This window comes from Enterococcus sp. E4-150 (genome assembly GCF_035726465.1).
Taxonomy (GTDB): Bacteria; Bacillota; Bacilli; order Lactobacillales; family Enterococcaceae; genus Enterococcus_B; species Enterococcus_B faecium.
Genome location: NZ_JAPRGK010000008.1, coordinates 87,902 through 113,819 on the forward strand (window position 1 = coordinate 87,902; position 25,918 = coordinate 113,819).

At 37.5% G+C, this 25,918-nt stretch carries 26 protein-coding genes; 12 read left to right on the top strand and 14 right to left on the bottom strand.

Going from position 1 to position 25,918, the window contains the following annotated elements:
- Positions 1 to 169: 169 nt before the first annotated feature.
- Positions 170 to 1,324 carry a hydroxymethylglutaryl-CoA synthase gene (locus OZ002_RS08550; protein WP_002289270.1) on the top strand — a complete coding sequence of 385 codons (1,155 nt, stop codon included), beginning with the start codon at positions 170 to 172 and terminating at the stop codon, positions 1,322 to 1,324.
- A 21-nt stretch (positions 1,325 to 1,345) separates the two neighbouring features.
- On the opposite strand, the gene OZ002_RS08555 is transcribed toward OZ002_RS08550, so the two are convergent.
- Together OZ002_RS08555 and OZ002_RS08560 are read right to left on the bottom strand one after the other, a co-directional pair.
- Positions 1,346 to 2,098: a class I SAM-dependent methyltransferase gene (locus OZ002_RS08555; RefSeq protein ID WP_016627903.1), complete on the bottom strand. Its 753-nt coding sequence runs from the start codon at positions 2,096 to 2,098 to the stop codon at positions 1,346 to 1,348.
- 363 nt (positions 2,099 to 2,461) lie between these two features.
- The gene (locus OZ002_RS08560; protein WP_002294372.1) at positions 2,462 to 5,128 is read right to left on the bottom strand and encodes a cation-translocating P-type ATPase; all 2,667 of its coding nucleotides are present in this window, start codon (positions 5,126 to 5,128) and stop codon (positions 2,462 to 2,464) included.
- A 340-nt stretch (positions 5,129 to 5,468) separates the two neighbouring features.
- Between OZ002_RS08560 and cls the strand changes: the two genes are divergently transcribed.
- Positions 5,469 to 6,920 carry a cardiolipin synthase gene (cls, locus tag OZ002_RS08565; protein WP_125179105.1) on the top strand — a complete coding sequence of 484 codons (1,452 nt, stop codon included), beginning with the start codon at positions 5,469 to 5,471 and terminating at the stop codon, positions 6,918 to 6,920.
- A gap of 203 nt (positions 6,921 to 7,123) precedes the next feature.
- Here the strand turns inward: cls and thiD are convergent, their stop codons facing one another.
- Positions 7,124 to 7,939 carry a bifunctional hydroxymethylpyrimidine kinase/phosphomethylpyrimidine kinase gene (thiD, locus tag OZ002_RS08570; RefSeq protein ID WP_002294369.1) on the bottom strand — a complete coding sequence of 272 codons (816 nt, stop codon included), beginning with the start codon at positions 7,937 to 7,939 and terminating at the stop codon, positions 7,124 to 7,126.
- A 293-nt stretch (positions 7,940 to 8,232) separates the two neighbouring features.
- Between thiD and OZ002_RS08575 the strand changes: the two genes are divergently transcribed.
- A complete protein-coding gene (locus OZ002_RS08575) occupies positions 8,233 to 8,508 on the top strand; it encodes a hypothetical protein (RefSeq protein ID WP_002289474.1) in 276 nt (91 codons plus the stop codon).
- A gap of 426 nt (positions 8,509 to 8,934) precedes the next feature.
- Positions 8,935 to 9,390 (top strand): Spx/MgsR family RNA polymerase-binding regulatory protein, encoded by a 456-nt coding sequence (locus OZ002_RS08580; protein ID WP_123839913.1) that lies wholly within the window; start codon positions 8,935 to 8,937, stop codon positions 9,388 to 9,390.
- 79 nt (positions 9,391 to 9,469) lie between these two features.
- Here the strand turns inward: OZ002_RS08580 and OZ002_RS08585 are convergent, their stop codons facing one another.
- The 4 genes from OZ002_RS08585 to OZ002_RS08600 all read right to left on the bottom strand — a co-directional run bounded on the left by OZ002_RS08585 (position 9,470) and on the right by OZ002_RS08600 (position 12,612).
- Positions 9,470 to 10,219, bottom strand: a complete 750-nt coding sequence (locus OZ002_RS08585; protein WP_049142125.1) for a permease prefix domain 1-containing protein — start codon at positions 10,217 to 10,219, stop codon at positions 9,470 to 9,472.
- Positions 10,220 to 10,546, bottom strand: a complete 327-nt coding sequence (locus OZ002_RS08590) for a PadR family transcriptional regulator (protein ID WP_002289468.1) — start codon at positions 10,544 to 10,546, stop codon at positions 10,220 to 10,222.
- A 147-nt stretch (positions 10,547 to 10,693) separates the two neighbouring features.
- Positions 10,694 to 11,134, bottom strand: coding sequence for a universal stress protein (locus OZ002_RS08595; RefSeq protein ID WP_002289467.1), 441 nt, complete (start codon positions 11,132 to 11,134; stop codon positions 10,694 to 10,696).
- Between the two features lie 80 nt (positions 11,135 to 11,214).
- On the bottom strand, positions 11,215 to 12,612 hold the full coding sequence (locus OZ002_RS08600) for a glycoside hydrolase family 1 protein (protein ID WP_123839911.1): 1,398 nt from the start codon (positions 12,610 to 12,612) through the stop codon (positions 11,215 to 11,217).
- 151 nt (positions 12,613 to 12,763) lie between these two features.
- On the opposite strand from OZ002_RS08600, the gene celB reads away from it, so the two are divergent.
- The 4 genes from celB to OZ002_RS08620 all read left to right on the top strand — a co-directional run bounded on the left by celB (position 12,764) and on the right by OZ002_RS08620 (position 16,894).
- Complete coding sequence (gene celB, locus OZ002_RS08605; protein WP_123839910.1) at positions 12,764 to 14,035, top strand: PTS cellobiose transporter subunit IIC; 1,272 nt, start codon at positions 12,764 to 12,766, stop codon at positions 14,033 to 14,035.
- Positions 14,036 to 14,161: 126 nt separating this feature from the next.
- Positions 14,162 to 14,881: a GntR family transcriptional regulator gene (locus OZ002_RS08610; RefSeq protein WP_002294363.1), complete on the top strand. Its 720-nt coding sequence runs from the start codon at positions 14,162 to 14,164 to the stop codon at positions 14,879 to 14,881.
- 377 nt (positions 14,882 to 15,258) lie between these two features.
- A complete protein-coding gene (locus OZ002_RS08615) occupies positions 15,259 to 16,233 on the top strand; it encodes a ring-cleaving dioxygenase (protein ID WP_123839909.1) in 975 nt (324 codons plus the stop codon).
- 55 nt (positions 16,234 to 16,288) lie between these two features.
- Positions 16,289 to 16,894, top strand: a complete 606-nt coding sequence (locus OZ002_RS08620; RefSeq protein ID WP_104765454.1) for an alpha/beta hydrolase — start codon at positions 16,289 to 16,291, stop codon at positions 16,892 to 16,894.
- Between the two features lie 92 nt (positions 16,895 to 16,986).
- Here the strand turns inward: OZ002_RS08620 and OZ002_RS08625 are convergent, their stop codons facing one another.
- The 5 genes from OZ002_RS08625 to OZ002_RS08645 all read right to left on the bottom strand — a co-directional run bounded on the left by OZ002_RS08625 (position 16,987) and on the right by OZ002_RS08645 (position 20,239).
- Positions 16,987 to 17,739, bottom strand: a complete 753-nt coding sequence (locus OZ002_RS08625) for a class II aldolase/adducin family protein (RefSeq protein ID WP_002288278.1) — start codon at positions 17,737 to 17,739, stop codon at positions 16,987 to 16,989.
- A gap of 13 nt (positions 17,740 to 17,752) precedes the next feature.
- Positions 17,753 to 18,013, bottom strand: a complete 261-nt coding sequence (locus tag OZ002_RS08630) for a hypothetical protein (RefSeq protein WP_002291816.1) — start codon at positions 18,011 to 18,013, stop codon at positions 17,753 to 17,755.
- Between the two features lie 21 nt (positions 18,014 to 18,034).
- Complete coding sequence (locus OZ002_RS08635) at positions 18,035 to 19,396, bottom strand: PTS galactitol transporter subunit IIC (RefSeq protein ID WP_156249047.1); 1,362 nt, start codon at positions 19,394 to 19,396, stop codon at positions 18,035 to 18,037.
- A gap of 72 nt (positions 19,397 to 19,468) precedes the next feature.
- Complete coding sequence (locus tag OZ002_RS08640) at positions 19,469 to 19,768, bottom strand: PTS sugar transporter subunit IIB (protein WP_002288285.1); 300 nt, start codon at positions 19,766 to 19,768, stop codon at positions 19,469 to 19,471.
- A 12-nt stretch (positions 19,769 to 19,780) separates the two neighbouring features.
- Positions 19,781 to 20,239: a PTS sugar transporter subunit IIA gene (locus OZ002_RS08645; protein ID WP_002306970.1), complete on the bottom strand. Its 459-nt coding sequence runs from the start codon at positions 20,237 to 20,239 to the stop codon at positions 19,781 to 19,783.
- Positions 20,240 to 20,462: 223 nt separating this feature from the next.
- On the opposite strand from OZ002_RS08645, the gene OZ002_RS08650 reads away from it, so the two are divergent.
- Complete coding sequence (locus OZ002_RS08650; protein WP_002306971.1) at positions 20,463 to 21,254, top strand: DeoR/GlpR family DNA-binding transcription regulator; 792 nt, start codon at positions 20,463 to 20,465, stop codon at positions 21,252 to 21,254.
- The gene (locus OZ002_RS08655; RefSeq protein ID WP_002324635.1) at positions 21,220 to 22,173 is read left to right on the top strand and encodes a 1-phosphofructokinase family hexose kinase; all 954 of its coding nucleotides are present in this window, start codon (positions 21,220 to 21,222) and stop codon (positions 22,171 to 22,173) included. Before OZ002_RS08650 ends, OZ002_RS08655 begins: the two co-directional genes overlap by 35 nt.
- Positions 22,174 to 22,693: 520 nt before the next feature.
- On the opposite strand, the gene OZ002_RS08660 is transcribed toward OZ002_RS08655, so the two are convergent.
- Positions 22,694 to 23,668 carry an alpha/beta hydrolase gene (locus tag OZ002_RS08660; RefSeq protein WP_002288289.1) on the bottom strand — a complete coding sequence of 325 codons (975 nt, stop codon included), beginning with the start codon at positions 23,666 to 23,668 and terminating at the stop codon, positions 22,694 to 22,696.
- Positions 23,669 to 23,782: 114 nt separating this feature from the next.
- Here OZ002_RS08660 and OZ002_RS08665 point away from each other — a divergent pair, with 114 nt between their 5' ends.
- Positions 23,783 to 24,217 (top strand): MerR family transcriptional regulator, encoded by a 435-nt coding sequence (locus OZ002_RS08665; protein ID WP_049142219.1) that lies wholly within the window; start codon positions 23,783 to 23,785, stop codon positions 24,215 to 24,217.
- A 124-nt stretch (positions 24,218 to 24,341) separates the two neighbouring features.
- On the opposite strand, the gene OZ002_RS08670 is transcribed toward OZ002_RS08665, so the two are convergent.
- Entirely contained in the window at positions 24,342 to 25,364 is a 1,023-nt protein-coding gene (locus OZ002_RS08670) for an LLM class flavin-dependent oxidoreductase (RefSeq protein ID WP_325083128.1), read from the bottom strand.
- Between the two features lie 392 nt (positions 25,365 to 25,756).
- Between OZ002_RS08670 and OZ002_RS08675 the strand changes: the two genes are divergently transcribed.
- Positions 25,757 to 25,918, top strand: a 162-nt coding sequence (locus tag OZ002_RS08675) for an arsenate reductase/protein-tyrosine-phosphatase family protein (RefSeq protein WP_442784189.1), incomplete at its 3' end; no start/stop codon positions are given.

Genomic DNA, 25,918 nt, shown 5'->3' on the forward strand with positions numbered 1-25,918 from the left:
CAAAAATATACCATTCTTTGCTGTAAAAACAAATAGCTCTTGTTCCAGTTATTTTTTTCTAAGATTAAATTTTAACAATCCTTAAATATTCTCTTTTTTATATTTCTTTTAATCTTTTTATGATACCTTAGTAAAGTAAGTTTTTTATCATAAGTAAAGAGGTGTTGAAATGAAAATAGGGATTGATCGTCTTTCCTTTTTTATTCCTAATTTATATTTAGATATGACAGAGTTGGCAGAAAGCCGTGGGGATGATCCTGCAAAATACCATATAGGGATTGGTCAAGACCAAATGGCAGTCAATCGTGCAAATGAAGACATCATTACACTAGGAGCAAATGCTGCCAGCAAAATCGTAACAGAAAAAGACCGTGAGCTAATCGACATGGTCATCGTCGGAACAGAATCCGGGATTGATCATTCAAAAGCGAGTGCGGTAATTATCCACCATTTACTGAAAATCCAATCTTTTGCTCGTTCTTTTGAAGTAAAAGAGGCTTGCTACGGTGGCACCGCAGCTTTGCACATGGCGAAAGAATATGTCAAAAATCATCCAGAACGAAAAGTACTAGTCATAGCAAGTGATATTGCTCGTTACGGCTTGGCAAGCGGTGGTGAAGTGACGCAAGGTGTCGGTGCTGTTGCGATGATGATCACTCAAAACCCACGTATTTTATCGATTGAAGACGACAGCGTATTTCTGACAGAAGATATCTATGATTTCTGGCGTCCAGATTATAGCGAATTTCCTGTTGTTGATGGTCCTTTATCTAATTCTACGTATATCGAATCATTCCAAAAAGTTTGGAATCGACATAAAGAATTGTCGGGTCGAGGACTCGAAGATTATCAGGCGATTGCTTTCCATATTCCGTATACTAAGATGGGAAAAAAGGCATTGCAAAGTGTATTAGACCAAACAGACGAAGAAAATCAGGAACGTCTTATGGCTCGCTATGAAGAAAGCATCCGTTACAGCCGACGAATCGGTAATCTTTACACTGGTTCATTATACCTGGGGCTAACTTCTCTACTGGAAAATTCGAAATCACTACAGCCAGGAGATCGCATCGGTCTATTCAGCTACGGTTCTGGTGCAGTAAGTGAATTTTTTACAGGTTATCTGGAAGAAAACTATCAAGAATATCTCTTCGCACAATCTCATCAAGAGATGCTAGATTCTCGAACACGGATCACTGTTGACGAATATGAAACGATTTTCAGTGAGACGCTTCCTGAACACGGAGAATGTGCAGAATATACTTCAGATGTACCTTTTTCGATTACAAAGATCGAAAATGATATTCGTTACTACAAAATATAATAAAATCATAAAAAGAACCCTTCACGAGTCGTGAAAGGTTCTTTTTTTATCTGCGGACCAAAGGAGCAGTCTATAGGTCAGCTTAGTCGTACTAAGGATTTCTCGTTTTTCACTGAATAGTTTGCGAATGTACCTAGTCACAACAGGATCTTTTGCGTACGCGTCATAGTATAGCTTCATCAACTCTTCAGTAATTGATTCCTGTGTAAAATAAGTAAAATCTTTTTTCTTCACTTTGAATCCTTCATCAATTAAGTATGTTTCAAATTGATCCATTACAACTGGCGATGTATTAGGATCTTCTTCTATCATTCCTAGTTGCTTTTCGATAGGATAAAAAACATCATCGATTGATTCCACTACTCTGATTATCACGCACCATTTGCTTGACTTTTTCATCAATTTTTCTAATTGAATAAGATGTACCAATGCTGGATTTACTGCTGTAAAAACCATTTCATATGTCTCATTTGATTGGATAAATTCTTCTAACGACTGTTTGATAAAGGAAACATTTGGCAACTCATTTTTTTCTGCTTCTTTTTTTGCATTTTCTAGCATTCCTGAAGAAAAATCGATCAAATCATAGCGATTAATTTCTTTTGCTAAGGAAAGAAATCTGCCAGATCCTCCAGCAACGTCTGCTGCTGTTTCAGCAGGCAGGACTTTCTCCGTTTTCAGATAATTTTTTACATCTTCAGCAATAGTTACTTGCGATTCTTGCTGGATTTCATAATATTCTTCAGCAAATTCATCCCATTCTTTTTCATTCATTTGATTTCCTCTAATTTTTTGTTATATGTTTTCACTTTTCGGAATAAATTATTCTCCTCTTTTATCTATTCTATCTCTTTTGATGAATAATAAAATGATTGGCTTTCCGTCTATCATAAATAAAAAAAGGGACTGTGACCAAAGTCGTGTCAAAGTCCCTCTTTCCGAATAAACAGTGTCCAATCAGATGACCCTCAGTATTAGCTCAAAATGCTGATTTTACAACTTCTTCCTTAAACGGTGTTCTCCTGCCAACTCTTCGGTCACAAGTCACAATATTCAACAAACATGAGAAGCTGTTTGTTGAAATTGCACCTTGTGACTCAGAATTAAACGGCAGGCTCACAACCTCGTTGATTCGTTTTATTTATTTCCTTGTACTCGTACAATGATCAATTTAGTGATTTCCATCAAAACAATTGTCACAAGTGCGATTCCCATACATGTAAAGACTTCGGTCAATCCAAATGCTGATGGGATAGAGAAGACTTCTTTCAGTCCTGGGATCATTGTTAAGCAGTAAAGCGCGCTACATACAACTACAGCTAGTAAGACACTTCTGTTAGAGAAGAACCCTGCTTGGATAGCTGTTTGTGTGTTTGAACGTGCTGGGAATGTTTGCAATGTCCGACACCAAATCAATGTTGAAAATGACATGGCTACACCGAATTCAGGTGAATGCTGCATGCCAAGCCATTGAGCAAAGATAACAGCAATCCCAATCAGCACACCACGATACGTTACAGAAATCAATGTTTTGTCCGTAAAGATTCCTGAATTTGGATCTCTTGGCGGGCGGTTCATCGTAGCAGGTTCAGCTTTTTCTGTACCTAATGCAATTGCTGGCAGTGAATCATTGACTAAATTGATGAACAACAGTTGTAATGCTGTAAATGGATTGGACCAGTCAGCAACTAAGGCAAAGATGATCGCAATGATCGCACCTAAATTTCCTGCAAATAGATAAGAAATAGCTTTCTTGATATTATCAAACACATTACGTCCTACTTCTACTGCGCTGACAATAGAAGCAAAGTTATCATCCGTCAATACCATCGCTGCTGCATCTTTTGCCACATCTGTACCCGTTCCCATAGCAATTCCGATGTCTGCTTGTTTCAATGCTGGTGCGTCATTTACACCATCACCTGTCATAGCTGAGATATGACCTTTATTTTGCCAAGCACGAACGATACGAATTTTATTCTCAGGTGAAACACGTGCATAAACAGTGACTTTTTCTAAAACTTCGTTTAGTTGATCTTCTGTCAATTCATCTAGTTCCGTCCCGGTCAAAGCCAGGTTTCCTTCTTCAAAAATCCCGATTTGTTTTGCGATAGCAACAGCTGTTGTTTTGTGGTCACCAGTAATCATGATTGTTTTGATTCCTGCACTTCTTGCTTCTGTTACCGCCTGAGTCACTTCAGCACGTGGAGGATCGATCATAGCAAGCAAACCAACAAGGATCAAATCGTCTTCATCTTCAAATGATAAATCAAAATTATCAAGTGGACGGTAAGCAAAAGCTAGTACACGTAATGCTCGTGTTGAAAAAGCTTCATTTTGCTCTTGGAATTTTTTCATCAATTCATCCGTCATCGGAACGACTTCACCATTTAGCAATACTTTTTTACTGCGTTGGAAGACGATATCTGGTCCGCCTTTAACAAACAAGTAATTTTTGTTATCGATCGTGTGTCCAGTAGACATTAATTTTCGATCTGAGTCAAAAGGAAGTTCTGCTTGTCTTGGGTAGTTGTTTCGGATTTCCTGATAAGGCTGGTTTAATTTTTCACTAAAGTCGATAAACGCTACTTCCGTAGGGTCGCCCAATTTAGTACCGTCTTCACTGATCGATGCATCATTCGCTAAAACACTGATTTCGATCAAGCGACGTTCGTCAGCTGTCCATTTTGAAGGGTCATTTGTGAAATCCCCAGTATCGCCATTACCTAAAAAGTAGTCAACAACTGTCATTTTGTTTTGTGTCAATGTACCAGTCTTATCTGTACAGATGATACTTGTCGAACCAAGTGTTTCAACTGCTGGAAGTTTTCGGATAATGGCATGACGTTTCGCCATTTTATTCGTTCCCAAAGATAACACGATTGTTACGATAGACTGTAATGCTTCTGGAATAGCAGCTACGGCTACGGCTACGGCAAACATCACTGCGCTGACGATATCTGCAGTCATATCTCCTGTACCTTCTCCAAGATAAATACGAAACAGTTGGATACCTAAAATCAATAAAGACAATGCCAAAATAGCCAGACTTAGTTTTTTACTGAATTTATCCAGACCTCGTTGTAACGGAGTGACTTGCTCAGTTGTTGATTCCAAAAGGCCAGCAACTTGTCCGATCTCCGTATTATTCCCAGTTGAAGTCACTAAGAATTTACCGCGTCCGTAAGTTACGATCGTTCCACTGAATACCATATTTGTACGATCTCCGATTGGTACCGTACTTGTGATATCCGTTACTTCTTTTTCTGCAGAAGTCGACTCTCCTGTCAGCATACCTTCATCTACTTTTAATGATCCCGCATCTAGTAAACGTCCATCAGCAGGTACATAATCGCCTGCGTCTAACAACACGATATCTCCTACCACAAGTTCGTTTGCCGGAATCGTTTTTTCCTTACCATCACGAATCACTCGAGCATCGGGCGCTGAAAGGTTTTTCAACGCTTCTAAAGAACCTTCTGCTTTTTTTGTTTGGACAACACTGATTATAGAATTCAACATCAATACTGCAAAAATAACTAAGAATTCGATGTAGTCACCCATGACCATCTGAATCAGTGCGACAATCAGCAATACGATAACCATTGCATCTTTGAAAGTTTCTAAGAACAATTTCCAAGTTGGCTTCTTCGGCTTTTCTTTTAGCTGGTTCAAGCCATCTCTTTCTAATTTTTCCTTCGCTTGCGTGGTGCTCAATCCATCGGTTGAGCTCTGCGTTTGCTGCATCAACGAGTCGATCGTTTCTTTATAGACCGCTTGTTGTGCTTGTTCCTTGTTTTCCAAATTTCATCCCCCATTTTTTGATCTTGGCCCTAGTCCTGTCTGAAAAAAAAGAGACCTAAGACAAATACGCATTTGTCTTAGGTCTCACCATTTCATACAATACCAGAAAACCATTTGGTTAACTTACTGTTGATATTATCGCAACAAACGTTGCCGGTTACTCCCCTAAGGAGATATTCAACTGTACTAATATCCTACCTTATTAACCTACAGAAAGCAACTACTTTAGCCCGATTTACCTACATTTTCATGAAAGGAGTGAAAAGTATATTCACCTTGGTAGGCTTCTTTCTTCTATCATGCTATACTAATGTTATTGTATGTAAGGAGGAACATTTTTGTGGTATCTAGTATTATAACCGCCCTTTATCTATTAAATGCACTTATTGCTTTGGTGGCTATTTTGATCAAACCCCGAGATGTAGCAGCCATTTGGGCATGGCTCTTAGTATTGTTTGCCCTTCCTGGGGTGGGTTTTGTATTATATTTATTTTTCGGACGTGGATTAACGGATAAGAAAAAATTCTATCTCCGACAAAGTGACTTGAAAGAATTAGAAAACTTTCAGTCTTTTAGAGGAGATACCATTGAACATTACGATCCTGACATGGGCGATAAAGACAAACAGCAATTTGTTGACTTCTTCTCTTCATTAAATCGTATGCCGCTGACAAGAATGAATTCTGTCACTCTTCTCACAGACGGACAAGAGAAATTGGATTCACTGCTTCAAGATCTAAAAAAAGCCAAACATTCGATCCATATCGAATATTACGCATTTGTGACAGATAATATCGGCCAGCAAGTCTTACATGTTTTAGAAGAAAAAGCCGCAGAAGGCGTGGAAGTTCGAATATTATATGATGCATTTGGCTCTCATGGCACAAAAGCAAAAGATTTCAATCGTCTAATCAAAAATGGTGGACATGTCCATACATTTGTTACCTCACAAAAGGCATTACTTCGTTTCCGATTGAATTACCATGATCACCGAAAAATCGTTGTGATCGATGGAAAGATTAGTTATACCGGTGGTTTCAATATTGCCAATCAATATGTAAATACAACAAAAAAATTCGGCTATTGGCGCGATACGCATATACGGATTTTCGGTGCCGCTTCTTCTTTGCTCCAGCTTCGCTTCTTAACAGACTGGAACGTCTCAGTACCTGAAGAAAAAAAGGTCGGCTATCATTTGAATTATTTCTTTAAAAAAGCAGATCGAGATGAATCTAAGCTTGCTGATATATCCATCCAGCTTGTTTCAAGCGGACCGAATAACGAAAGGGAACAAATCAAGCTTTCATTTATCAAATTGATTACTTCTGCTAAAAAACGTGTTTGGATACAGACACCTTACCTTGTTCCTGATGAAAGTGTCATTGCTGCTTTAAAAATCGCAACTGCCTCTGGTGTAGATGTGAAAATCATGATTCCCAACAAACCGGATCATCCTTTTATTTATCGAGCAACACAATATTATGCTCGGCAGCTGATCAAGGAAAATGTACAAATCCTTGTCTATGAGAACGGCTTCCTCCATGCAAAAACATTGATAATGGATGATGAAATCTGCATGGTAGGTTCAGCAAATCAAGATATTCGTAGCTACCGATTGAATTTTGAAACAAGTGCTGTCATTTACGATCCTGAGTTTTTAGAAGAACTTGCTACTCAGTTCAAAGAAGATGAGACACATTGTTCATCCATGACAACTGAAACAGTCAAGGAAATGTCTAACTGGCTATTATTCAAGCAACAAATTTCTCGATTATTTTCTCCAATCCTATAATTTTTTTATTCAAGTAGAGAAAAATATACTAAGATTAAAGGGACTGTGACAAAAATCTTGTCACAGTCCCTTCTTCCGAACAAACGGTGTTCTCCTGCCAACTCCTCGGTCACAAGTCACAATATTCAACAAACATGAGAACTATTTTTCCGTTTGTTTCTCTAATACTCAGAACAGGACGCTGATCTCACAACTTCTTTCTTTTACTCTAATTCACCAGCTGCCCAATGATTGATGGGTCCATATTTGTGCCCTACATTTATTTCTTCACGAATTGCACGGTTTACATAGTCTTTTGCCAATCGGATCGCTTGTTCAACTGTTTTTCCTTTCGCTAACTCAGCTGCAATACATGCAGATAGCGAATCGCCAGTTCCGTTGATCCGGTCGGTAGGATAAAATGGTGCATTTAACCAAAATGATTTTCCTGATTCGAGCAATACGTAGTCATTGACTGTTTCTTGCTGCGCATCTTTAGCATGATGTCCTTTGATCATAACGTTTTTTGCACCCATATCTTGCAGTTCTTTTGCTGCTTGCACAAAATCTTCTTCAGCTGCTAATGTCCGTCCAGTCAGCTTTTCTGCTTCATAAAAATTAGGTGTCAGTACTTCGGCCAAAGGGACAAGCTTTTCTTTCAAGCTTTGCAAAGCAGATTCTTCTAGTAAAAGATTTCCATGTTTCGTTACGATTACGGGATCCACGACTAATGGTCCAAAATCATATTTTTGGTAATTTTTTACAACTGTCTCAATCAACTTTGAATCTGCTAGCATACCTGTTTTAGCTGCACGTATTTGAAAGTCCTTCGCAATCAGTTCAAATTCTTTGTCGATAAAATCTGTTGGCAATGTCACACTTGCTCCGATTCCGTAAGAATTACCTGCAACACATGCGGTCATGACAGAAACACCGTAAACATTTCTTGTAAAGAATGTATGCATATCTGCTTGCATCCCTGCGCTTCCATCGCTATCTGATCCTGCGATCGTCATTGCTTGTACATACTGATCTTCCATCAAATTGATTCCTCCATTTTTATAAAAAGATTTTTCATAATGCTGTTACTGTTTCTATCATATGTTTTTCAAAGTATCCCTCAGTAAATATACCACTACCTTTTCTTGGTAATCAAATTTATTTGAAAAAACATTTGTAATAAATCAGAAAATAGTTGTCATTTGTTTGTATTCGCTATTCTAATAATAAATAATCACTATTTGATTTATATATATTTCAGTATCCTTCTTGTTTTCATATAACCAAAGGCGCTATGATTTCCATATGAAAAAAATAAAGTCAGGTGAAAAAAATGAAACTTGAGGATAAAAAAGTCATTTTGAAGAAAATCAAACGACTACCAGACCAAATAGATGGCTATACGATCTGTTCTTTCAAAAAAGACAGGAGTATAAAAGCTTATACGCAAAACACAGAAAAAGGAATAATCTATTTCCTACATGAAGAAGGTTACGATACCCAAACCTTTATGTTTACTGAAAAAAAAGAATTTCATAAACAGATGAAAAAACTGATTGAAAAAGAATTTCCAAGAAGTCATAAACTCTATGTGAATCAGCAATTTTAACTTCTAACTGTTCTTTATTAATTAAAAATGTTCTGTAATAAAATAAAACTTTATAACAACTATAACAAAACAGAATACAAAACATAGGTTCTATAAGTTATAATCATAGTTGTTAGGTGATTTATCTAGTAAAAACACCAGATTTCAAATTTCACACAATTTAAACTAGATCAATCATCAACCTTCTTCAAATTGTTAGAACCCTTTCCCGAGGAGCTGCAGCATAAGCAAAAAAACAAACAGGAAGCCAAATGGCTAAGACATTTTTTCTATTAGTCTAGTTGTTTCTCGTCGCAAGTTTAAGACTTTAGAAAGTTATTTCTAATGATGTTTGGGTTGTTTTGATCAAAGCTTATGCACAGCTCCTTACCTATTATTTATCTCAACAGATCTAACAAATTAATGGACTATTTAAGGAGCTTTTTTATGCTTACGATCTATTCTTCTCGCACACATAGTTACCATCTGATGGCAAATTGGCTGAAAGACCATCAAATGCCTTACAGAGAACGAATTTTCACACCTAAACAGCCTTTAACAAGGAAAGAGATATTTTATTTATTGTCATTAACAGAAAACGGATTTGACGATCTATTAGCTAAACGCTCGATTGATTATAAAAATTTGAAAGATCAAATCGACCAATGTACGACCTCAGAGCTTGTCGATCTGATCGTCTCGCATTTTACTTTGTTACAACGTCCCATCATTACTGACGGAAAGAAATTATTAGTCGGATTCAATGAAGATAGCATGCGTCTTTTTATCCCTGTACAATGGCGCAGAAGTCAACTGAAATCTGTCTATAACGATTTTACATGGGTAAGCAATCTAGAAAATTCTACGGATTTAGATGATGAATTTTTAAATTGTTATATATAAAAAAGACTGTGACAAAAGCGTGTCACAGTCTTTTTTTCTACGCCGGATAAATAGAATATTTTTACAAATCTGAATACATTCACCAGTAATAAGCACTTTGAGTGAATTGACGATAAGAATGACGGACCAGACTGCCATAAATGATCAAGAAGACTCCCGTTCCTACCGTAACAAAAAATATAGAGGCACCGATACTACCATCCATATACCACATTAAAGAAGCCAAAAGTGGGAAAAGTGAAAAAATACATAATCCGATTCCTGCAATCAGTGAGAAGCCAAAACTTCGCTGATACCCTTCTTCTTTTTCTTTTGCTTCTGCTAATACTTTTTCAGGTATTTTCCGATGGTGCAAAAAGTGATTTAAACGTGTGATTTTCATACCAGAAGCAATAAAAAAACCGACAGCTAATGCTATACCGAAAATCAGACAAGAAATACCCATGAACACATATCCTGCTGAACAAAAGAAAAAAATACTTGCAAAAGATAAGCTAATGAATAGAACACCTGATGCCACTTGGAGACTTGCCGCTCTGTATTCTTTCCAGTAGTTTTCTGCTTCGCTTAAATAAATAGAAGCTGTGTTTGTTTTCGTCTCGTCAGCTTGATGTTTTTTTTCGACATCTAGTTCTTCTAATAATTCATCGATTGAACCAAATGTCGAAATTACTGTACCGATGGCCTCCTGTTCATTTTTTCCTTCTCCCATCAATTCATGATAATGGTCTTCCATATTTGCCAACAAATCAGTTTTTAGCTTATCTATCTCGGTACTTTGAGGTACTCCGATAAAAAGACTGTCTAAATAATTACGGATTGTATCCATTTAATTTCCCTCCAAAAATTGATCGACTACGTCTTTCGTCGTCAGCCACTCTTGCTTTTTTTCTTCTAAAAGATTACGCCCTATTTCAGTGATTTTATAATATGTCCGCTTTTTTCCATGAGTCACTTCTCCAGGATACGAAACAATCAGTTGATTCTTTTCTAAACGGGCAAAAACGGAGTAAAGTGTTGTCTCTTTGATCACATAGGAATCATTTGTCCTCTCACGAATCGTTTTAGAAATTTCATATCCATAAGAATCGTTTTTGTTAAGGATCGATAAAATAATCGCATCATTGTATCCGCGTATTCCATCACTTGAAATCATTTTCTTTCCTCCATATTACTCCATCTGTCGTTGTAATTAGAATAGCATGATTACTTCATCAGGTAAAGTAATTTTTTACAAAAAAATAAAAGGAACAGAAAGCAAAAGAAGCGTTATGCTTTTTTGCTTTCTATTCCCTTAATTTATTTATTTTACAACCATGACGTTACATGATGCGTGGTTGACTACATAGGAAGTAGTGGAACCTACTAGTGCACGTTCTACCGCATTCAGACCTGTCGCCCCCATGACAATCAGATCGATTGGTTCTTTCGATTCATGGAAATTAGCAATCAGTGTCTTTGGATAACCGTAAAGAACATATGTCTCGATATCTGTCAGGCCTTTTTCAATTGCCAAGTTTCGATGTTCTTTCATCTGGTTTTCCGCAACCTCATCCAATTCTTCCTGAAGGCTTGTTGTAACAAATGCAAAATCACCAAAGTAATTGCCTGTTACTTCATTGACATACAGGATGTGCAACGTTGCTTGATTTCGTTTGGCAATCGTGATTGCCTCAAGAAATGCTTTTTCTGCCTTTTCAGAACCATCAATTGCTACTAAAATATTACGATAAGTATCTACCATTGTAAACGCCTCCTTCACTGTTAGTGTAGCACGATTACAGTGTTAGAACAAACATTTTGTGAACGTTTTATCAAAAAATATCAGGCATCAAATCCGTTTTTTTCAGAGACCGTTTTAAACCAGCGACCTGATTTTTTGATCGTCCGTTTACCGTCTTGTGCCAAATCAACAGCGATAAAGCCATAGCGATTCTTATAAGCATTTGTCCAAGACCAGTTGTCCATACATGTCCACATGTGGTAACCCACACAATTGGTTCCTTCTTGGATTGCTTGATGGACGTATTTCAAATGATCCGTAACAAACTCGATCCGGTAATCATCTTCAATAATTCCTTCGCTGTTAACAAATCGTTCTTCTCCTTCGACCCCCATCCCATTTTCAGAAATATAGCATTTGATATTACCATAGTTTTCTCTTGTATTCGTTAAAATATCATAGATTCCTTTTTCGTAAATTTCCCATCCACGATATGGATTCATTTTTTTGTTAGGCATGTCGTAATTATCAAAATAATCATCTGGCATGGGGCTATGTTCGTGATTGATTGGAGTTTCTTTTGCTTTGATTCGACGAGGCTGATAGTAATTGATTCCTAGCAGGTCAATCGTGTTTTCACGGATGAGTTCTAGGTCTCCTTCATGGATCTCTGGCATTATAGCCAATTCTTTGACAATTTCGATCAACTCTTGTGGAAACTCTCCTTTCACTGCAGTGTCAAGGAATGATCGGTTGAAGAATGCGTCAGCGATCTTCGCCGCTTTTACATCTTCTGGGTTCGTTTCATCTCTCGGATAGCTTGGTGTCAGATTCAAGATGATTCCGATCTCACCATCATGTCCGCCTTCATGGTAGGCTTTGATTGCCTTTGCGCTTGCTAGATTCTCATGATAGCCTACTTGGACCGCTTCTTTCATATTGATATGATTTGGATAGTGGAATTGATACAAGTAGCCTCCTTCTACAGGTACGATTGGTTCATTATGAGTAAACCATTTTTTGACCAGATCTCCAAACAGTTCAAAGCACGCTGCTGCATAAGAAACATAAGCGTCGACCGTTTCTCTTGATAACCATCCGCCTTTTTCTTGCAGTGGTAGTGGCATATCGAAATGGTAAAGGTTCACAAAAGGTTCAATACCATTATCCAGCAATTCAGTAAAATAATCTCGATAAAAAGAAACAGCTTTTTGATTGATTTCACCTGTCCCTTCTGGAATCAAACGACTCCATTGGATAGATGTACGAAATGTGTTATGGCCAGTTTCTTTCATTAACTGAACATCTTCTTTGTATTTTGTGTAAACTTGCGAAGTTTTTTCAGGTCCTACTTGATCGAAGAATTTTTCAGGCTCTAATTCATACCAATGATCCCAAATATTTTCTCCTTTACCATCATCACTTACTCTTCCTTCTGTTTGCGGTCCGCTAGCAGCAGAACCCCACCAAAAATTTTCTGGGAATGTGTAGGTTTTCATTTTTTTACTTCCTCTCTTTTTCTTGATACCGTAATCATAACGAACCCTAAAAAATAAATCAATACTTTTTATGAAAATGACTAGACATTTAAAATTTTTGGCGTTATACTTTGTATGTAATCGATTGCAAATAAATTTGAGGTGAATAAAAATGAACGGTTTTATGGACAAGCTTTCTGAGAAAATCATGCCCTTAGCTAATTTATTAGGGCAAAATCGTTACCTTACAGTGCTGCGGGATGCTTTCATGCTTTCCTTCCCTTTAACGATGTTCGGTTCGATCGTTGTCGTTATCAATAACTTGCCTTTTTTCAGTGACGCAACAAAGGGAACTTTATCGAACTTATTCGGTAATGGGCAAAATGCAACAATGAGCATCATGTCGGTTTTTGTTACTTTTGGTATCGGCTATTATTTATCAAAATCTTATGACGTTGAAGGTATTTTCGGTGGTGCCGTGTCTTTTGCCAGCTTCTTGATTCTTACGCCTTTTGCAATGAAAACCGCTGGCGGTGAAGATGTGACTGGTGTGCTTTCACTTGATCGTCTTGGCGCAAAAGGAATGTTCATTGGAATGATCGCTGCTTTCTTGGCTGGAGAAATCTACTGCAGAATCACGAAACGCGGCTGGCAGATCAAAATGCCTGATGGAGTTCCGCCTGCAGTAACAAAATCATTTGCCGCTTTGATCCCTGCTGTAGTGACACTAACTATTTTCTTAGTAATCAATGCTGTGATGACTGGTATTTTCAATGCTAACTTACATGACGTCGTTTATGAAGTGATCCAAAAACCATTAACTGGTTTGGGAAGTAGTTTACCTGCAACATTGATTGCTTTGTTCTTTGTCCAATTCTTATGGTTCTTCGGACTTCACGGACAAATCATCGTCAACTCTGTAATGGACCCGATTTGGAATACACTGATGCTTGATAACTTAGAAGCTTATCAACATGGAAAAGAATTACCACACATCATCACAAAACCATTCATGGAAACCTTCACTGTTGGTATTGGTGGCTCTGGAATGACTTTAGCTGTCGTTTTATTGATGGCCTTTGTTCTTAAAAAGAAACAGTATCGTGATGTTGGACGATTAGCTTTAGCACCTGGTATTTTCAATGTAAATGAACCAGCGATCTTCGGTCTACCGATCGTATTGAATGCAACAATCCTTATTCCTTGGGTTGTGGCACCTCTAATCGTAACGACGTTCAATTATTTGGTAATGGCTGCTGGACTTGTCCCTGCACCAACTGGCGTCTCTGTTCCATGGACTGTGCCAATCATTGCAAGCGGTGTCTTAGCAACAAATTCATGGCTTGGTGGTATGCTGCAAGTCGTCGACTTTGTCATCGTTGCCTTTATCTGGTACCCATTCCTGAAAGTACTAGATAAACAACCAGATTTAGATATTGCTTAATAGATCATTAAGGGGTTGTGACAAAAACTTGTCACAACCTCTTTTTTCGAATAAACAATGTTCCAGATGCTACTTCGAGTTGTCGGAAGTATAATCTTTCGTTATACTCTAGAAGAGGTGAATAACGTGCCAAAATACGAAGAAATCGCAAATATTTTAAGAGAACGTATCCGTTCAAAAGAGTATCCTCCCGATAGTTTTTTGCCTAATCAAGTGGACTTGGTCAAAGAATTTGGTGCGAGCCGGATGACAATCAAAAAAGCCATCAATATCTTAGCAATGGAAGGACTTGTCTATTCGCAGCGAGGATCAGGAACGAAAATCTTGAATCATCCATTTATGCAAAAAGACACATCGCCCGCTAACGAGTATGAAGGTTTGAGTCTCCAAATGAAACGCAGACATCGTTCTTTGAAGAGTCAAATCATTCATTTTGATGTTGAATTCCCTAATCAATATATCCAAGAACGATTGATGATCGATGCCGAGCAACCTGTCTACAATATTCACCGGTTAAGGATCTTAGATGGCGAGCCATATGTTTTAGAGCATACCTTTATGCCAGTCCATCTTGTGCCGGGTTTAAAAAAAGAACATTTGTTAGCCTCTATCTATGATCATCTTCATCAAGAATTGAATGTCCATTTTGCAGGGGCTTATCGTGCTATTTCTGCAGATAAAAGTGATGAATATGATCAGCAATATTTGAACTGTGCAGAAAACGATCCTGTACTGGAAGTTCAGCAAGTCGTCTATCTCAAAGATGGACAGCCGATTGAATATTCTTCCAGCCGAAACCGATTTGATGTTCGGAACTATTCTGTGCTGGATGTGCGTTCAACTTAACCAAAGAGGTTGTGAAAAAGCCGTTTACCAAGAGATCGTGACAGTGGTAAGCAGTTTCAAGTAACAAGAAGAGATCGTGAAATCAACATTCTATCCTATCCTAAGCATTAGCTCAAAAATGAAAAAATAACTCAGCATAAAAAGACTTATGACCACCCGTAATGATTCTAAAGTTAGCTTTTTAAAGCTAGTTTTTTTGAAATCGATACAGCTAGTCGTAAGTCTTTTTATTTTATTGATCCGTCCCTCCTCTTTTCCATTCTTGATTCCTTTCTGATACTTTAGAAGACAAATTAATTGTAAAATAGAGATGCACCCTCTATACTATGTCTAAATCAACTACTTACTTTTTGTAAGTTAACAGGAGGAAATTTATCATGGATACACAAATCAGAGGAATTCACCACGTCACAGCAATGACATCTAGCGCTACAAAAATCTACCGCTTTTTTACAGATATTTTAGGAATGCGCTTAATCAAAAAAACAGTTAACCAAGATGACATCGAAACTTACCATCTTTACTTTACAGACGATACTGGTGCGCCAGGAACAGATATGACTTTCTTTGATTTTCCAAATCAGCCAAAAGGAAAAAAAGGAACAGATACGATCTCTCGTGCTTCTTTCCGTGTGCCAAGTGACGCTGCATTAGACTTTTGGTTGGAACGTTTTGAAAAATATGACGTTACTCATTCAGCAATCAATGAACGTTTCGGCAAAAAATATATCGAATTTGAAGATTTCGATAATCAGTATTATCAATTGATCTCTGACGAAAACAATCAAGGTGTAGCAGCTGGCATTCCTTGGAAAAACAGCAATGTACCGGCAGAGTTTGCGATCACAGGACTTGGACCTGTCTTTGTCCGTGTCAGTCAATTAGAGCATATCCGCTTGATTCTTGAAAAAATCTTAGGATTCAAAGAAACAGACCATTCAGGAGATTTCTACTTATTTGAAATCGGTGAAGGGGGAAATGGTGCAAGCATCATTATTGAACATCGGACAGACTTGCCAAAAGCAATCGAAGGATTTGGAAATATCCATCACTTAGCATTGCGTGTAGCAGACAAAGAAGCATTGGAATACTGGATTCAAGTAATCAATAAGATTGAATTGCCAAATTCTGGTTTCGTCGATCGTTTCTATTTCCAATCTGAGTACTTCCTAGCCGCTCATCACGTACTGTTTGAATTAGCAACTGATGGTCCTGGATTCCTTGAAGATGAACCAGCAGAATCAGCAGGAGAAAAACTATCTCTTCCTCCATTCTTAGAAGAACGTCGTGAAGCCATTGAAGCCTATGTCCGTCCTTTCGATACAAGTGATGCAAATAAAAAACGTGAATAATCTCTTCATGCTACTTCATTTTTTGCATCTATAGAAACAGAAAAGAGGGAACAAAATGACCTATATTTTTGAAAAAGGAACAAGTGGCAAGCATTTGATCTTACTTCATGGCACAGGTGGCGATGAACATTCTTTACTGGATATCGCTCACTTTCTTGCACCAAACAGTACATTGCTTTCTTTTCGTGGCACGGTCCAAGAAGATGGGATGAATCGTTTTTTCAAACGTAATGGATTGAATCAATTCGACCTGGACAGTTTGGAAAAAGAAACAGATAAACTCCATGAAAAAATCAAAGAAATCAGCGAAACAGAACAGATACCGTTAAGTGATTGGCTGCTTGTCGGCTATTCAAATGGCGCAAACATCGCTGCTCATTTATTATTGGAGCGTGAGACCGAGCTAAATAAAGGGTTGTTTTTCCATCCGATGTCTCTAGGTGTCCATCAAAGCCGTTCCACATTAGAAGATAAAACCGTCTGGCTTTCTTATGGTGATAACGATCCAATCGTTTCCCCTGCTTCCTTTAAAGAATTGGCCGATCAATTCGAAACACGCCAAGCAAATGTGACTATTCAGCTAACTGTAACAGGTCATCAGTTGACGATGGACGAAATCGAGCAAGCGAGGGAATGGACAGACCACCTCTTAACTAAATAAAATAAAAGAACTACGACTTACATAATACAACCTGAAGCAGATATCGATCTGGATCAGATTTTGTGAAAGTCGTAGTTTTTGTGTCAGATAGGTTAGTCTCCACCAGCTGCAATAACAGATTTATTATAAATAGCCGTTTTATGTTTCAACTCTTCCAATCCCCCGATTTTCTCACCTTTTGAATAAAAACCGTCAGTAATCCCTAATGCTTGAAAAATCGTCTGCTTGTAGGCAATTTCTGCATTCCATTCAACTGTATCAAGGATTTGCAGTGCTTTATGGATAGCTTCGATTCCTGATTCTCCACCTGTGTTGATCAATACGCCATGAGAGTTGAGCAGCAACATATGCGGTAATTCGAGATGCTGTTTTTTTACATAGTCGCTTGTCAATTCAGCAAGTTCTTCAGAGCAATTAGGCTCAAAGTCCATGACAGGAATCTCTTTTACTTTAGCTGTGGCTTCTGTCAAATTAGGCATAGGCAACCCAGTAGTCGCCCAGAACATTGCATTAGGCGCATGAGCATGGAGGACAGCTTTGATAGCTGGATTAGTCTCGTACATCGCTTCATGCATATTGATCTCCCGAGTTAAATGACCGACTCCGTCAACGATTCTACGCGTTCTTGGTTCTACTACTAGAACCTGTGCAGGAGAAATCTCTCCTAGATAGGCTTCTGACATCATGGTCGGCGTCATGATGATGTAGTCTTTCCCTTGATCATCAGTGGTTTTAAAGGAAAAATTCCCTCCTGCGACATTTGTGTTTTTCCTTTCGAAAATCACTCTTACGATACGTGCCATGTCCTGTCGTTCTCTCTCAAATAACATACGTCCATCTGACATAATGACCCCTCCATTATCTTTTTATAAAACTTTTTTCTCTCAATATTTCTTTGGTAGCTTCTTTTATTTTTATTGATTCTTCTATTTTCCGTTTTCTTTTTTCATCGTACTCTCTGAATAAAACGTGATTTCCATATTTATAGATCACTAGTGCGAAAAAAATGACCAATAGATTGATGATGATATTCTGAGTAAAGAGTCCATATAGAAATAGCAGAAGTGTACCACAAAGAGCGACTGTCCATTTTATTTTATCTGTCTCTTCTCTTTTCATTACTTTCCCACCATTTCAATGCTATTTTTGTAGTTCAGCATAACGTTCACTCGGTACTTTCGCTTTTATCATATATTTATAAAGTAGAACAAACAGTCCTAGAAAAATCACGCATCCTACAATAGCGAGAATATTCCTATTAAATGCCTCCGCAAATAAAACCCTGAACTCCGGCCCTTCTATGGATGACCATGTGATCAACTGTCCTTTCTTGATTCCCTCGACTGCTCCGCTTTTTTCTGCTAAATCACTGAGTATTGGCGCAAGGTAAGTGGCCCCGTACAAATAAATAGGCATCGTGAGGATTCCCAAGATCAGCATACGAGCCAAGTTTCCTCCTGTTAAAAGTAATCCGCCGACCGCAATCGAATAGTTGATAATCCCTGCTAATGGTAATACTTGGTTTCCTGGCAAAATAATGGCATAACCAATAAACACAGGAACAAGTAAAATAGCATTAACCCAAATTTCTGAACGACCAGCTAATATCGGCCAGTCCAATCCGATATATACTTCACGATCCTTAAACCGCTTTTTCATAAATTCTGACATAGCGTCTGCTAGAGGAGACAAAGATTGCATGAACATTTTAGAGATCATAGGAAACAAACTTAATGCTGTAGCTGTTTGGATCGCTAGATTAAGAGAACCTGAAACGCCATACGCAGCAGCAAATCCAAGCCCCAATCCAATAATGAATCCCATTACAGAGTTTTCAGAGAAGATCCCAATTTTCTTCTTCAATGCATTCGTATCCGCTCGTTTATTTAAAGCAGGAATTTTATCCATGATCATATTGAAAGGCAGCAACAAGACAGCGGCAGATGTCATAAAATGAGTCACTGTTACTAATGGAATCCCTGTGAGATCTTGTATATGTTTTTGAAACATATCACCAAGCTTTAATTCCAATATAACTTGGACCATTGCAGTAAGAAAGCCTGCAGCCAAACTACCGGAAACATAATAAACTAAATAAGCAGTTAAAGCTTTCCCCCAAACATTCCACATATCAACATTTAACGTCTTCGTCCAATTAAAAATTAACAGTACAAAATTGACCCCAATCGTTACTGCAAAAAATATAAAAGCATAACTCCACGACCATGTGATGCTTGCTGCACCTGTCCACCCAAGATCAAGTGCAGGCAAACTGATTCCCGTATTTTTAGCCAATGCTTCTGATGCTGGACTTACTGCGTTAGACATATAGCCAATGACCATAGACATTCCGCTAAAAGCAATCCCTAAAGTTAAAGCAGACATGAATGCTTTTTTTAATTTCATCCCTGCCAACAATCCAAGTATCAAAATAATCAGGGGAACAAAAATGGCTGATCCTAAGTTCAAAACATAATTGATAATGGTTTGGAAAACTTCCATAAATAAACCTTCTTTCTTTCGAAATATAGTAGATAAAACTATGAACCAACTTTTTTATCCAACAATCCTCCTTTACTGTACTAACTCTTTGATACTGTCATAAATGGGTTCTACACCCATTCCAGTTAAAAATGGAATTCCTGGAAATACTTCAATACCCAAATCTTTTGCTTGTTCAAGTACTTCCTCATCAGGTTGTGCGACATACACATAGATTCCAGCAGTTAGAAGCTCATTTTGAATCGATTTGTAATCAACTGCTTCTACAGGAAATGCGATGCCGTCATCTTCTAACATACTTTGGATCTTACTAGCGATTGTCTGACTCGTTGCTACTCCACTTCCACATGCGACAATTAACCGATTTTTCATTTTTTCTTCCTCCTAAATATAATTTGTAATAAGTTCGTATATGTTTTGCGGTGTTTCTTGTTTCTTATAATTTTCCACGAATGTTTCATCCATGAATAAATTCATAAACGCTTGAAGTAATCCTACTTGTTCTTTTGGTTCTTTGATTCCTAAAAAAAATAGATTTTCTACAGTCATTTCCTGATTATCCCCCATTTGATAAAAATAAATTGGGGTCTTCAGCTGCATAACAAAAACAAATGGCTTTTCGACATATTCACATTCCGAATGTGGCAGCGCGATATTTAAATACTTAGTAATCAATCCAGTAGGAAATTCTCTTTCTCTTGCAATCAGTCCATTCAAATAATTCTCATTGACGTACCCCATTTTTTCTAATCGTTGTGCAGCGATTAAAAAAGCTTCTTCTTTATTTTTTACTTCTACCGCTAATTGAATCAAACTAGGAACGAACATCTCTTTATATTTCATTCCAACCTCCTCCTTTTTGATTAAGTTTGTTAATTTATTGTTCTACTAAGTTCATCTTTGTTTTACAAGAACATTATATTTCTGTTAGTTTGTTTTGTCAACGCTTTCAAAAGAAATTTATTTTGTTAAATTTGATCTACTTGAAAATAAAATCGTTTATCTATATAATTAAGAAGAACAAAGTCGAACAAAAATTGACTTTTATGTTAAAGGAGTAATTCATATGCTGAAAAAAGAAAGACAAGAACGAATCATTACGTTATTAGAGAAAGATTTTTATTTAACTAATTCAGAAATCGCTAACAAATTAGGCGTATCAGAAATGACCATACGCCGAGATGTCACTGAATTAGCAAAAAAAAATAAAGTAAAAAAGCTATATGGTGGCGTTGAACGAAAGGAACCTTATAATCGAGAACTATCGACTCAAGAAAAAATTGATACGAATGTAGCCGAAAAAAAATATATTGGTCAAGTCATGAACAGTATGATTCCCGATAATTCTACTATTTATGTCGGTGCTGGAACAACGATCCTATATGCACTTCCTTTCATTCAAAAGAAAAATCTATTTGTAATTACAAACAGTTTGATTGCTTTCAACTATTTAAAGAATCATACAAGTTATCGGATTTTACTTACTGGTGGCGAATTTTCTCCTATTACAGAAGAGTTCATTGGGGAAGTTGCAGAAAGATCTTTTGAAAGTTTGAATGTCGATATCTCTTTCGCTGCAACAAACGGCATATTTGATAACAATGTGACAACCGCTCAATTTATTGAGGGAAATATTCAGAACGCAGCGCTCAATGCAGCAAAAATCAAATGCATTGTTGCAGATTATTCAAAATTAAATAAATCAGACGTCTATACTTTTAGAAAATTAACCGATTTTGATTATCTAATAACCGATAATCATTTATCAGAACAGGATTTCAATCATTATTCAAAATACTTAACAATATTAAAGGAGCCCAAAAATGATACTGACAATCACGATGAACCCATCCATTGATTCCATTTATTTTACAAAACACTTTGAATTAGGTACGATGACACGCTTTGATTCTCCGGTACGCTATGTAGGCGGCAAGGGAATCAATTGCGGACGAGCTTCTGCTCTACTAGGTTCATCAGTTATTTTAACGGGGTTTTTGGGCGGTTATTTTGGCAGTATGATTCAAGATATGCTGAAAAATGAAAATTTGTTTGATTTGCATTTTTTACCTATTGCAGAAGAATCAAGAGGTGCCGTCACGATCATGCATGATGATGAAACGCAGACAGAGCTAGTGGAAGCTGGTCCTGAAATAGCAGATACTACTATCAAAAAATTAATGAATGATATCAAACAAATCAGTAAAAATAATTACCTTTCAGTCATTACAATAAATGGTTCTGTTAACAATCCAGATCCCTTTTTGTATGCTAAATTATTACAATATATCAAAGAACAAATAGATCCTTCCACCTATATATTAATGGATATATCTGGACAACATCTCCGTGAAGTCTTAGCAAGTAAGTATAAACCGATGTTCATCAAACCTAATATCCATGAGTTTTCAGATATCATCCATCAAAAAATTACTCAAAAAAGCGACATAAAACACCATCTAAAAACAAATCCACTATTTAAAGATATCGATGTTATCATGATTTCTTGCGGCTCGTATGGTGCAGTAGTCAAAGTAAAAGAAGAATTTTGGAATGTTGAGATCCCTAAGATTCCTATCATTAATACAACAGGCTCTGGGGATGCCACTGTTGGAGGTTTTGCTCATTCATTAGAACAGAATTATCCTTTAAAAGAATGTGTAAGGTACGCAATGGCTTGCGGCATGTCGAATGCACAGCAATCAGAAGTCGGGAAAGTTATCCCAGCTGATGTAAAAAATTTAGCAAAAAATATTAAAATCACAGAAATGAAATAAATAGTACAAAGTAAATAATTGTTTATATGAAATGAGACACAAAGAGACTGTGACAAAAAACGTGTGTACCGACCCCCAAAAGTTAGATTTTTTGGTCTAACTTTTGGGGGTCGGTACAGTGTCACAGTCCTTTTTTCGAATAAACGGTGTTCTCCTACCAACTCCTCGGTCACAAGTCACAATATTCAACAAGCATGAGAAGCTATTTTTTGAAATTGCTCCTTGTGACTCAGAGTTAAACGGCAGGCTCACGACCTCTTGGTATAAACGGTGTTCAAAAGCCAGTTTCTCGGTATTAAGCCAAATTTATGCAAAAATGTGGAAAGCCATTTTCACAAAATTTTTCTTAATACTCGAAACTAAGCGGCTTTTTCACAACCTCTTCTTTAAACGGTGCTCAAAAGCTTGCATCTACGCTAATGAGTCCAACCAAGTCAAAAATGAGGAGCTTTTTTGGCTGTCCTTATTACTTGATGCAGGTCAGTTTTTTCATAATCTCTTTTAGATTAAATCCTTTTGGTTACACAAGGTTCTCTTCAAAGAATGTTGCCATTTTTTCAAATGGAATGATGTCTGTCTGGTCGTATAGATCTGTATGGGATGCTCCTGGAATGATCATGAGTTCCTTGTTGTCACCTTTTAGTTCTTTGAAAGCGTCCTCCCCAAAGTAACGTGAATGAGCTTTTTCCCCGTGAATGACTAAGACTGCATGACGGATTTCTGGAATATAATGCAATAGTTTTGCATTCATAAGTGACAACCCTGATGTCCTATTCCAACCATCATTGGAGTTTAAAGAACGGACATGATATCCGCGGTCTGTTTTATAATACGCATGATAGTCTTTGACAAATTGAGGAGCATCTTCAGGCAACGGATCAACCACACCTCCAGCACGTGCGTAGTCCCCTTGTTTGAAATCAATGATGCGTTGTGCATTTAATTCTTCACGCATTTCATATCGGGCATTTTCATCCATAACATCGAAGTAGCCATTTGCTGTTACTCGAGTCATGTCATACATTGTGGAAACAACTGTTGCTTTGACCCGCGTATCGATAGCTGCTGCATTCAATGCCATACCTCCCCATCCACAAATACCAATGATTCCGATTCTCTCAGGGTTTACATTTTTTTGTACAGATAAAAAGTCTACTGCCGCTTGGAAATCTTCCGTATTGATATCAGGCGAAGCAACATATCGAGGTACTCCTCCGCTTTCTCCTGTAAACGATGGATCAAACGCAATCGTTAAAAAGCCTCTTTCAGCCATCGTCTGCGCATATAGACCAGACGATTGTTCCTTCACTGCACCAAATGGCCCGCTCACAGCGATTGCCGGCAATTTCTTTTCACTTACTTCTTTTGGTTCATATAAATCAGCGACTAATGTGATACCAAAACGATTCGGGAAGCTCACCTTTCGATGATTGACTTGATTGCTTTTTGGAAATACTTTGTCCCATTCTTGTGTGATGTTTAATTCTTTATTCATATTCTAGACTCTCCTTTGATCAAAATTGACATTTGTTTTTGAATGTATTATTATGATGAAACTTAAACTTAACTTTAGGTCAAGGTAAAAATTTTATTTTAGGAGGATTTTTTTATGTATTCCATTGGACAAGTGTCTAAAATGTTTGGATTGCCTGTTTCTACTTTACGTTATTACGACAAAGAGGGATTATTTCCTGATATCCAGCGTGTTTCTGGTATTAGAAAATTTTCAGAGAATGAGTTAGAGGCTTTGAGAGTCATTGACTGTTTGAAAAAATCTGGTTTAGAAATAAAAGACATCAAGCAATTCATGGAATGGAGCAAAGAAGGCAGTAAGACATTTGAGGTTCGTAAAGAACTATTTGAAAAACAAAAAGAAGTAGTAGAAAAAGAAATAGCAAAATTAGAAAGAGTACTCGCTATGCTAAACTACAAAAGCTGGTACTATGAAGAAGCAATAAAAGCCGGCAATGAAGAAGCCGTATTGACAATGATTCCTGATAATTTACCCCAACATGTAAAAGAAGCTTATGAACATTCTCATTGAACAAACGGATAACTCGCTTTCCTTCTCTATGAACTTCATGAAAACATGAATAAACACCTCTAACTGATTGTTAGAAGTGTTTATTTTTTCACTCAAGTATCCTGCACTTACAGAAATATCCTTTTTACCGCCATCCTAATTCTGGAGCGATATCTTTTACGATTGTTTCAAGCAAGTGCATGTTGTATTCTACCCCCAAAGTATTAGGAATCGTGACAAGTACTGTGTCTGCTTCTTTGATTGCTTCATCTTCAGCTAGCTCCTTGATTAATTGATCAGGTTCACCAGCAAAAGTTTTTCCAAAAATCGTCGGGTTCCGGTGATAAGCAAGATAGCCGACAGCATCTTGTTGCGGACTACCGTCTTGTCCAAATAAGCGTCGATCCAAATCAGTGGTGATTGGCTGAATCGAGCGAGTAACTAATGTTCTTGGTTCAAAATCATGACCTGCTTGCTTCCACGCTTCTTTATACGCACGTAATTGGTTTGCTTGTTGGATATGGAATGGCTCATGGGATTCGTAATTGACTAATGTAGATGATTGCAGATTCATTCCATGTTGTGCTGCCCAGATTGCCGTTTGCTGCGAACCAGCTCCCCACCAGATTCTTTGTCGTAATCCTTCTGAATAAGGTTCTATCCGTAATTTTCCTGATCCTTGCGGGAACATTGGTTGAGGATTTGGTTCTGCAAATGGTTTTCCTTCAAGTAATTCCAAGAATTCAAGGGTGCGTTCCCGTGTTACCTCTTTGATTTCTTCTTCACTGTAATCATAACCAAAGTATTTCCAGCCATCTAGAACTTGTTCAGGTGAACCACGCCCCAATCCTAGTTGCACTCTTCCTTGCGTGATGATATCTGTCAATCCGGCATTTTCTGCCATATAATAAGGGTTTTCATATCGCATATCAATAAGTCCTGTACCGATTTCAATCTTACTTGTCTTTGCGCCGATTGCCGCTAGCAAAGGAAACGGCGACCCAATCTGAGGGGCAAAATGATGTACGCGGAAAAACGCTCCGTCCACTCCGATTTTTTCTGCTTCCACCGCTAAATCAATCGATTGCAAATAAGCATCTTGAGCTGATTTCACAAGCGATCCTTTCTCCATCCAATGTCCAAAGCTTAAAAAGCCGATTTTTTTCAAGGTAATGACCTCCTTTAAACCTACAAAAATGGAAGGTTTTTTATTTTTAATATGAACTGATTCTACTACTTTTTTTCTTAAAAGACGAATAATTGTTCTCGCCTCACAATCAAGAAATGTATCGGCTTACTACACCCCTACTTTCTTCATCATCTGCCGTGTCTTAATCTCTTTTAACAGTCTGTTACATCGTTGATTTTTGACTCAAAATGATTGTTTCTAACATGTATTTATGGTAAAAAAGACAAGATGAGTTCTTTGTACACATCGATTTATACGCTGAACAAAAAGAAATATATAAACTAAGAAACCCATTGTTTTTTTCGCTCCATCACATAGAGTTTACTTTAGATAAACAGTGACATTTACTAATCCATAACGGAGGAAATCAAATGAAAAAAATCTATTTCTTATGTACGGGCAATTCATGTCGCAGTCAAATAGCAGAAGGCTACGCGCGTAAATACTTGTCTCCTTCAATGTTTGAGATCAGAAGTGCGGGGATCGAGACACATGGCTTGAATCCAAGAGCTGTAAAAATCATGGCAGAAGAC

What these genes read in the sequence shown, in the direction of transcription:
- OZ002_RS08550 (WP_002289270.1), top strand. Translation starts at nt 170, where the DNA reads ATGAAAATAGGGATTGATCGTCTTTCCTTTTTTATTCCTAATTTATAT.
- OZ002_RS08555 (WP_016627903.1), bottom strand. Translation starts at nt 2,098, where the DNA reads ATGAATGAAAAAGAATGGGATGAATTTGCTGAAGAATATTATGAAATC.
- thiD (WP_002294369.1), bottom strand. Translation starts at nt 7,939, where the DNA reads ATGGAAGATCAGTATGTACAAGCAATGACGATCGCAGGATCAGATAGC.
- OZ002_RS08575 (WP_002289474.1), top strand. Translation starts at nt 8,233, where the DNA reads ATGAAACTTGAGGATAAAAAAGTCATTTTGAAGAAAATCAAACGACTA.
- OZ002_RS08580 (WP_123839913.1), top strand. Translation starts at nt 8,935, where the DNA reads ATGCTTACGATCTATTCTTCTCGCACACATAGTTACCATCTGATGGCA.
- OZ002_RS08585 (WP_049142125.1), bottom strand. Translation starts at nt 10,219, where the DNA reads ATGGATACAATCCGTAATTATTTAGACAGTCTTTTTATCGGAGTACCT.
- OZ002_RS08590 (WP_002289468.1), bottom strand. Translation starts at nt 10,546, where the DNA reads ATGATTTCAAGTGATGGAATACGCGGATACAATGATGCGATTATTTTA.
- OZ002_RS08595 (WP_002289467.1), bottom strand. Translation starts at nt 11,134, where the DNA reads ATGGTAGATACTTATCGTAATATTTTAGTAGCAATTGATGGTTCTGAA.
- OZ002_RS08600 (WP_123839911.1), bottom strand. Translation starts at nt 12,612, where the DNA reads ATGAAAACCTACACATTCCCAGAAAATTTTTGGTGGGGTTCTGCTGCT.
- celB (WP_123839910.1), top strand. Translation starts at nt 12,764, where the DNA reads ATGAACGGTTTTATGGACAAGCTTTCTGAGAAAATCATGCCCTTAGCT.
- OZ002_RS08615 (WP_123839909.1), top strand. Translation starts at nt 15,259, where the DNA reads ATGGATACACAAATCAGAGGAATTCACCACGTCACAGCAATGACATCT.
- OZ002_RS08620 (WP_104765454.1), top strand. Translation starts at nt 16,289, where the DNA reads ATGACCTATATTTTTGAAAAAGGAACAAGTGGCAAGCATTTGATCTTA.
- OZ002_RS08625 (WP_002288278.1), bottom strand. Translation starts at nt 17,739, where the DNA reads ATGTCAGATGGACGTATGTTATTTGAGAGAGAACGACAGGACATGGCA.
- OZ002_RS08630 (WP_002291816.1), bottom strand. Translation starts at nt 18,013, where the DNA reads ATGAAAAGAGAAGAGACAGATAAAATAAAATGGACAGTCGCTCTTTGT.
- OZ002_RS08635 (WP_156249047.1), bottom strand. Translation starts at nt 19,396, where the DNA reads ATGGAAGTTTTCCAAACCATTATCAATTATGTTTTGAACTTAGGATCA.
- OZ002_RS08640 (WP_002288285.1), bottom strand. Translation starts at nt 19,768, where the DNA reads ATGAAAAATCGGTTAATTGTCGCATGTGGAAGTGGAGTAGCAACGAGT.
- OZ002_RS08645 (WP_002306970.1), bottom strand. Translation starts at nt 20,239, where the DNA reads ATGAAATATAAAGAGATGTTCGTTCCTAGTTTGATTCAATTAGCGGTA.
- OZ002_RS08650 (WP_002306971.1), top strand. Translation starts at nt 20,463, where the DNA reads ATGCTGAAAAAAGAAAGACAAGAACGAATCATTACGTTATTAGAGAAA.
- OZ002_RS08655 (WP_002324635.1), top strand. Translation starts at nt 21,220, where the DNA reads ATGATACTGACAATCACGATGAACCCATCCATTGATTCCATTTATTTT.
- OZ002_RS08660 (WP_002288289.1), bottom strand. Translation starts at nt 23,668, where the DNA reads ATGAATAAAGAATTAAACATCACACAAGAATGGGACAAAGTATTTCCA.
- OZ002_RS08665 (WP_049142219.1), top strand. Translation starts at nt 23,783, where the DNA reads ATGTATTCCATTGGACAAGTGTCTAAAATGTTTGGATTGCCTGTTTCT.